Origin of the sequence: Kitasatospora sp. NPDC088351, from assembly GCF_040685575.1 — a bacterium.
GTDB lineage: Bacteria > Actinomycetota > Actinomycetes > Streptomycetales > Streptomycetaceae > Kitasatospora.
This window is the reverse complement of sequence record NZ_JBFBIL010000085.1, coordinates 22,991-28,990: the sequence shown is the minus strand read 5'-3', so window position 1 is coordinate 28,990 and position 6,000 is coordinate 22,991. Positions and strand designations below refer to the sequence as shown.

Below are 6,000 nucleotides of genomic sequence, written 5' to 3'. Positions count from 1 at the left end.
TTGACCGGTGCCTACCTGATCAACCTCGGCTCGGCCCGTACCTCCCAGGTCCTGCGGATCACCGAACTCCTGCGAAAGGGCCTGCTCCATGAGCGGCAAGCCGACCAGGACTGAGCTCCTCGCCGCCGCCCTCGTGCTCCTCGCCTCCTTCGGCATCGCCCACGGTGCTTCCGCCCTGGTCGACCCCGGGCAGCCGGCCGTTGCCCGCCTGGTCTGGTGGCTGTTCTTCGCCACCGCCCTCATGACCGGAATGAACGTGACCGAGGCCTGGGCCCGCCGACGGAGCCGCCGGAGTCGAACCCGCCGTCCCCACCCGAGAGCCAGCACCAGCACCAGAAGGTGACCCCCACCGTGCGCGACCCCCGACTCCTTGCCAAGCCGCCCGTCTGCCGGCTCGGCTGCCTCGTCCTCCTCCGCGACCCGCGCGGCCGCGTCCTCCTCATCGACCCGGACTTCATGGACGGCCTGATCCTCCCCGGCGGCAGCGCCCGCGCCAATGAATCCCCGCACGAAGCCGCCGCCCGCCACCTCCATGCCGAGACCGGCCTGAACCGCCGCCCCACCCACCTCCTCGCCGTCGACTTCACCCCCGCCGACCGCTACCTCGAACGCCTCAACCTCGTCTTCGACGGCGGCACCCTCAGCGACCACGAAGCCGCCCGCATCACCGTCCCGCCCCAGCACCGCAGCGGCCTGCTCGGCCACCGCTTCGTCGACCCCCGCCGCCTCCCCGCCGTGATGAGCCCCGCCCAGGCCGCCCGCGTCCGGGAGGCCCTCACCACCGCACCGCGCCGCTTCCCCCTCCTCCTCCGCGGCCAGCGAGCCGCCTGAAAGTGCCCCGGAAACGCCCCGGAAACGACACAACGCCGCCGCACCCGACCGGTTCGACTGAACGGTCGGGTGCGGCGGCGTCGTCGTGGCGCGGTGCGCCGAGGGCCTTACTTGCTCATACCGGCCTTGACGGAGCAGATCGGCCAGGCGCCCGGGCCCTGGGCGGCGAGGACCTTCTCCGCGATCGCGATCTGCTGGGCCTTGGTGGCCTGGTGGGCCTGCGAGGCGTACGCGGTACCGCCGAAGGCGGCCCAGGTACTGGAGGTGAACTGCAGGCCGCCGTAGAAGCCGTTGCCCGAGTTGATGGCCCAGTTACCCGTCGCCTCGCACTGCGCGACCTTGTCCCAGACGGACGCCGGCGCGGCGGAGGCGCTGTTGGCCGTGACGAGGCCGGCCACCGGCAGGGCGGTCAGCGCCCCGGCCATCAGAGCCATCCGGACGCGGTTGCGACGCTTGGTGGCGGTGGTGGTGGCGGCAGTCTCGTTACGGAAGGTCATGGGGTTCCTTTCGGAGGGGGTCTGCGAGCGCGCGGAACCAGGCCCTCGGAAGGCCGTCGGTTTCGGGGATCACGTCACTCGCGTGGTTCGGCACCGTTCCGAACTCCGGGGCTGTGAGGCCCTCGGGAGCGTTTCGCTCGGTGCAACGAGTTCGAAGTTACGGGGGCCCCGGTGGAGGTTTCAAGGATTTACAGGTTTAGCCACGTCAGAGGGGTGTTACCGGGGGTATGGATCAAGGAAATGTACTGATTTGGACCGAAATGTCCCTATTTCGAAGATCAAACCTCCCCTGGAAGTGGCCTGCGTCACGTGCGAGTCGCTGTGAGGCCGCCCACATTGTCGACGCCGCGTGACGGGCTTCCGGCCGTCCGTGTGCGAATCGGCCCTCCCGGCCAAGATCGACGGCCGCCAGGGGTGGCCCGCACCACAGCCCTCACCCGTCGTGCCCCGTCCCCTCACGTGCCGTGTCCGGAATAGCCTCGGGCCATGAGCAACGAGAGTGATGCAGGGGCCGTCGGCGGGGTCGAGGAGCCGGAGCAGGCGGTCGCGCCGGCCGGCTTCGAGCTGGGGACGGACGGGCCCAAGGTGATCATGGCCGGGCTGGACGGCTCGGACTCCTCCTGGCGTGCGACCGCCTATGCGGCCGGCCTCGCCCGGCGGCAGAACGCGATCCTCGCGGTGGCGTACGTCCAGCCCGTGCTCGGGGCGGCGACCGCCCTCGCGGGCGCGGTGGTGGAGGAGACCACCCAGGAGATCGCCGACGAACTGCTGGCCGCCCTGCGCGAGGCCGAGCACCGGCTGAGCCACGTCTGGCAGCTGGAGTGGCGCTTCCTGACCGTCCGCGGTGACCCGTACACCGGCCTCGCGCGGATGGCGGACGAGCTGCGGGCGGACGCCGTCGTCGTCGGCGCCTCCGAGCAGGCCGGGCACCGGGTGATCGGTTCGGTCGCCGTCCGCCTGGTGAAGGCGGGCCGCTGGCCGGTGACCGTGGTGCCGTAGCCCGCCCGCGACCGGACAGGACGGAAGGGCTGCGACCCCGGCGTCGATGCCGGGGTCGCAGCCCTTCGGGTTGCTGGGGGTTCTGGTCGATGGAACGGGGTGCCTACCCGGCGGGTGGGCCGGGGGTGGGCCCTGGGCTTGGATCAGCTGTTGCCGCCGCTGCTCCCGCCGCCGTTGTTGCCCCCGCCGTTGTTCCCGCCGCCGTCGTTTCCGCCGCCGTTGTTGCCCCCGCCGTTGTTGCCCCCGCCGTTGTTCCCGCCGCCGCCGTTGCCGCCTCCGCCGGCCGGGTTGAACAGGCCGATGATGTCGATGCTGTTGCCGCAGATGTTGATCGGGATGCTGATCGGGATCTGGATCTGGTTGCCGGACAGCACGCCCGGCGAACCCGCCGCGACACCGTTGGCGTGGGCGCCCTCCCCGATGTTGGCGCAGGTGGTGCCGGACGGGGCGAACCCCGAGTGGCCGTGGTCGTGGCCGTGGTGGCCGCCGCGCACGATGCCGTCGCCGGCGTAGGAGGGGCCGGCGCAGGTGATGGCCAGCGCGGCGCCGAGGCCGACGGCGGCGAGGTACTTCCTGGTGTTGGTCATGTCCGGAGACATAACAGGCAGCCCCTGAATCCAGTCATGAGCCTATTTAGCGACCACCTGATTGGCGTCCTAATCCGACCCCAATGCAGGAGCCGGACCGCTCGGGCCGTCATGCGGCTCCAGCTCCGAAGAGCCGCTACGTCGAACGCCTGATCAGTTTCGTTCGGGTCTCCAGGGCCAGCCGCTGTTGCCGCTCGACCAGCGTGGGTTCCGTGGCACCCAAACCGCGGAATACGGCCAGCGCCTCGTCCACGGCCGCCAGCGCTTCGGCCGACCGTGCTCCGGGGAGAAGCCGGGCCCTGGCGTACGCGAGCAGGGCGGCGCCGAAGTCGAGTTCGTGGGCGGCGGGGGCGGCGTCCCGGAGGCGGCGCCAGACCTCGACCGCCCGTTCGGTGGTCCCGGCGGCCTCGCCGTGCCGTCCGGCCCGGGCCAGGCAGAGGCCCAGGACCGGCAGTGCCCGCGCCAGGTCGGCCTCAAGGACGAGGGGGTCGGCCTCGGCCGGCGGGGTGAGCAGGGCGACGGCCTCCTGGGCGTACGTCAAGGCCTCCTCGGGCCACTCCGGTTCCTCCGCCAGGCACTGGGCGAGCCCGCTCAATGCCGAGGCCAGAATGGTCCGGTAGGGGGCGGGACCGGTCTCGGCGAGCGGTCGGGCGGCCCGCACCGCGCGTTCGAGGAGAGGCAGCGCGGCCGCCCGCTGTTCCAGCTCGGTCAGGATCACGCCGTGCACGCAGAGCGCGACGGACAGGAACGGGCCGTGTGCGGGATCGAGCCCGGCGAGAGCGTCACAGGCGTCCACCGACTCCTGGGCGGTCCTCACCGCCTCGTCCACCCGGCCCGCGCCGAAGAAGAGGAAGCCGAGCAGGACGAGCGCCAGGGCCGGGACGGGCTGGTGCGCCGTGCGGTCGGCTTCGGACAGTTCGCGCCAGAGACGGACGGCCTGCTTCATCGGGGGCAGCGCCTTGCCGCGCTGCCCGGCCTGCATCAGGTACTCGCCGAGGTTCCCCAACGACGCCGCGAGAGCGGCCCGGTGGGCCGGAGTGTCGGCGCGGGCCCGGATCCGGCGCCGGACGGTCACCGCCTTCCGGGCGGCGGCCAGCGCCTCGGCGTGCCGCTGGACCGATGCGAGCTGGCGTCCGAGCAGGTCGAGCGTCGCGGCCTGTTCCGGTTCGTGCGTCTGCGGATCGTCCTTCGCCAGCCGGTGGCGGAGCTTCGCGACCTCCTTGGTCACACCGGGCGCGTCGTGCCGTTGTCCCGCCAGGGTCAGCGCGCCGGAGAGCGAGCTGAGCCGGGAGGCCGACTCGGGCAGCCGGGCGAGGGGCGCGGGCGCGGCCACCTGCAACTCGACCGCCACCGCCTCCCGCACGATCGGCACGGCCTCCGGCAGCCGGCCCAAGTCCCGCAGGCACAGGACACGGTGGATCAGATACCGGGAGAGTGCGGGCCGGAACGCCCGGGGATTGGTACGGGCGAGACCGCGTGAGATCTCGACGGCCTCGGTGATCCCCGCCAGCGCCTCCTCGGCCCGGCCCAGTGCGCGAAGATGAACGCCGAGGTTGTTCAGGCACGCCGCGAGGTCGGGGCGGACGGCCTCGGAGTGCTTCGCCGGCCGCGACCGGTAGATCGTGACGGCCTCCTCGATCCTCTCCACGGCCTCCTGGTGTCGCCCGACGTCGTCCAACCGGCTTGCGAGTGTGGTCAGACCCATGGCCAGATCCATGGCGAAGACGCCGGGGGAGGCCTCGTCCAGTTCGCGGTAGATACCGGCCGCTTCCTCGGCCAGGGTGAGGGCGCCGTGCGGATCTCCGGTGTCCGCGAGCTGGTTGGCCTGCGTGTTCAGGCTCATGGCCAGCTCACCGCGGAACGCGTCGGGCTGGGCCTCGGCCAGGATCCGGTAGCGTGCGACGGATTCGCGGCCCGCTTCGACGGCCTCGTCGTGGTGCCCGAGGGCCGCCAGGTCGATGGCGAGTGTGTTGAGGGTCATGGCCAGCCCGGGGCCGAACGCGTTGGGGCGCCCTTCGGCGAGCCGGCGGCGGATGGCGGTGCTCTGCCGGACCGCCTCCAGGGCCTCCTCCCATCTCCCCATCTCGGACAGGCAGTTGGATCTCGTGTTCAGGCCGACGGCCAGGGCGGGGCGGAAGGTGTCGGGGTGTTCCTCGGCCAGCGGCCGCAGGATCTCCAGCGCCCGGTCGATCGTCTCCAGCGCCTCTTCCCGCTGCCCGGTGTCCAGGCAGTGGATGGCGAGGTTGTTCAGATCCAGCGCGAGGTTGGCCCGGGCCCCTTCCGCTCCGGACCAGTCCCTCCCGGATCCCGACGGCTTCCCTGCCGGTTTCCAGGGCGCCCGGTGCGTCGCCCAGTTGCCGCTGGGTGTCGGACAGGCTGTTGAGGCTCTGTACGTGGTTCGACAGGATGGCGTCGGACGAGATCCCGGTCGCGGCCAGCCGCCGGTGGATGCCGACGGCCTCGGTCGCCGCGGCGAGGGCTTCCCGCCGCCGCCCCAGCGCGCGAAGGCAGACGCCGGCGTTGTTCCAGGCGGCGGCCAGTTCGGTGCGGGCGGCAGCGGTCCGGGGCGACGCCGCCCGGCTGAGCAGACCGACGGCCTCCTCGGCCGCCGCCAGCGCCCGGTCCGGCTCTCCGACGTCCATCAGGCGCTTGGAGAGCTCACGCAGTCTGGTGGCGAACGCGACCGTACGGTCGGAACCGTCCACGCCGGAGGCGCGCTGTGCGGCGACGATCCGTTCCAGGAGACGCACGGCCAGGGGAGCGAGGTGGTAGGAGGACAGCGGAACGCGGTCGGCCAGCGACTCGAGGTCCGACAACGGGGTATCGGGGTCGTCGGACAGCCGGTGCAGTGCGGTGAGCAGCGGTTCGGGTGCCTCGACCTGCGTGGCGACGTCGACGGCGGGCGGGCCCAGCAGGGCCGGACTGCCGGTGCACAGGTCGGTGATCAGACCGTCCAGCCGACCGCGGAGCGGCGGGTGTGCGCCGGCCCTGGTGAGCAGCGTCAGGAACCGGGCCGCCCGGGCCCGGTCCAGAGCGGGCACCAGACGGTGGGCGAGGGAGTGATCGGCCTGTACGCGCCGGCCCAC

At 72.4% G+C, this 6,000-nt stretch carries 6 protein-coding genes; 3 read left to right on the top strand and 3 right to left on the bottom strand.

Annotated elements, in window-relative coordinates; genetic code table 11:
* The first annotated feature begins 88 nt into the window (after positions 1-88).
* Complete coding sequence (locus AB0P06_RS34470) at positions 89-343, top strand: hypothetical protein (protein WP_363614512.1); 255 nt, start codon at positions 89-91, stop codon at positions 341-343.
* An 8-nt stretch (positions 344-351) separates the two neighbouring features.
* Complete coding sequence (locus tag AB0P06_RS34465; protein WP_363614510.1) at positions 352-831, top strand: NUDIX domain-containing protein; 480 nt, start codon at positions 352-354, stop codon at positions 829-831.
* A gap of 107 nt (positions 832-938) precedes the next feature.
* Here AB0P06_RS34465 and AB0P06_RS34460 read toward each other — a convergent pair whose 3' ends face one another.
* On the bottom strand, positions 939-1,328 hold the full coding sequence (locus AB0P06_RS34460) for a transglycosylase family protein (protein ID WP_363614508.1): 390 nt from the start codon (positions 1,326-1,328) through the stop codon (positions 939-941).
* Positions 1,329-1,919: 591 nt separating this feature from the next.
* On the opposite strand from AB0P06_RS34460, the gene AB0P06_RS34455 reads away from it, so the two are divergent.
* Positions 1,920-2,327, top strand: coding sequence for a universal stress protein (locus AB0P06_RS34455; RefSeq protein ID WP_363614516.1), 408 nt, complete (start codon positions 1,920-1,922; stop codon positions 2,325-2,327).
* Between the two features lie 143 nt (positions 2,328-2,470).
* Here AB0P06_RS34455 and AB0P06_RS34450 read toward each other — a convergent pair whose 3' ends face one another.
* Positions 2,471-2,914, bottom strand: coding sequence for a chaplin (locus tag AB0P06_RS34450; protein ID WP_363614506.1), 444 nt, complete (start codon positions 2,912-2,914; stop codon positions 2,471-2,473).
* A gap of 136 nt (positions 2,915-3,050) precedes the next feature.
* Entirely contained in the window at positions 3,051-5,105 is a 2,055-nt protein-coding gene (locus tag AB0P06_RS34445; protein WP_363614514.1) for a tetratricopeptide repeat protein, read from the bottom strand.
* Positions 5,106-6,000: the final 895 nt, after the last annotated feature.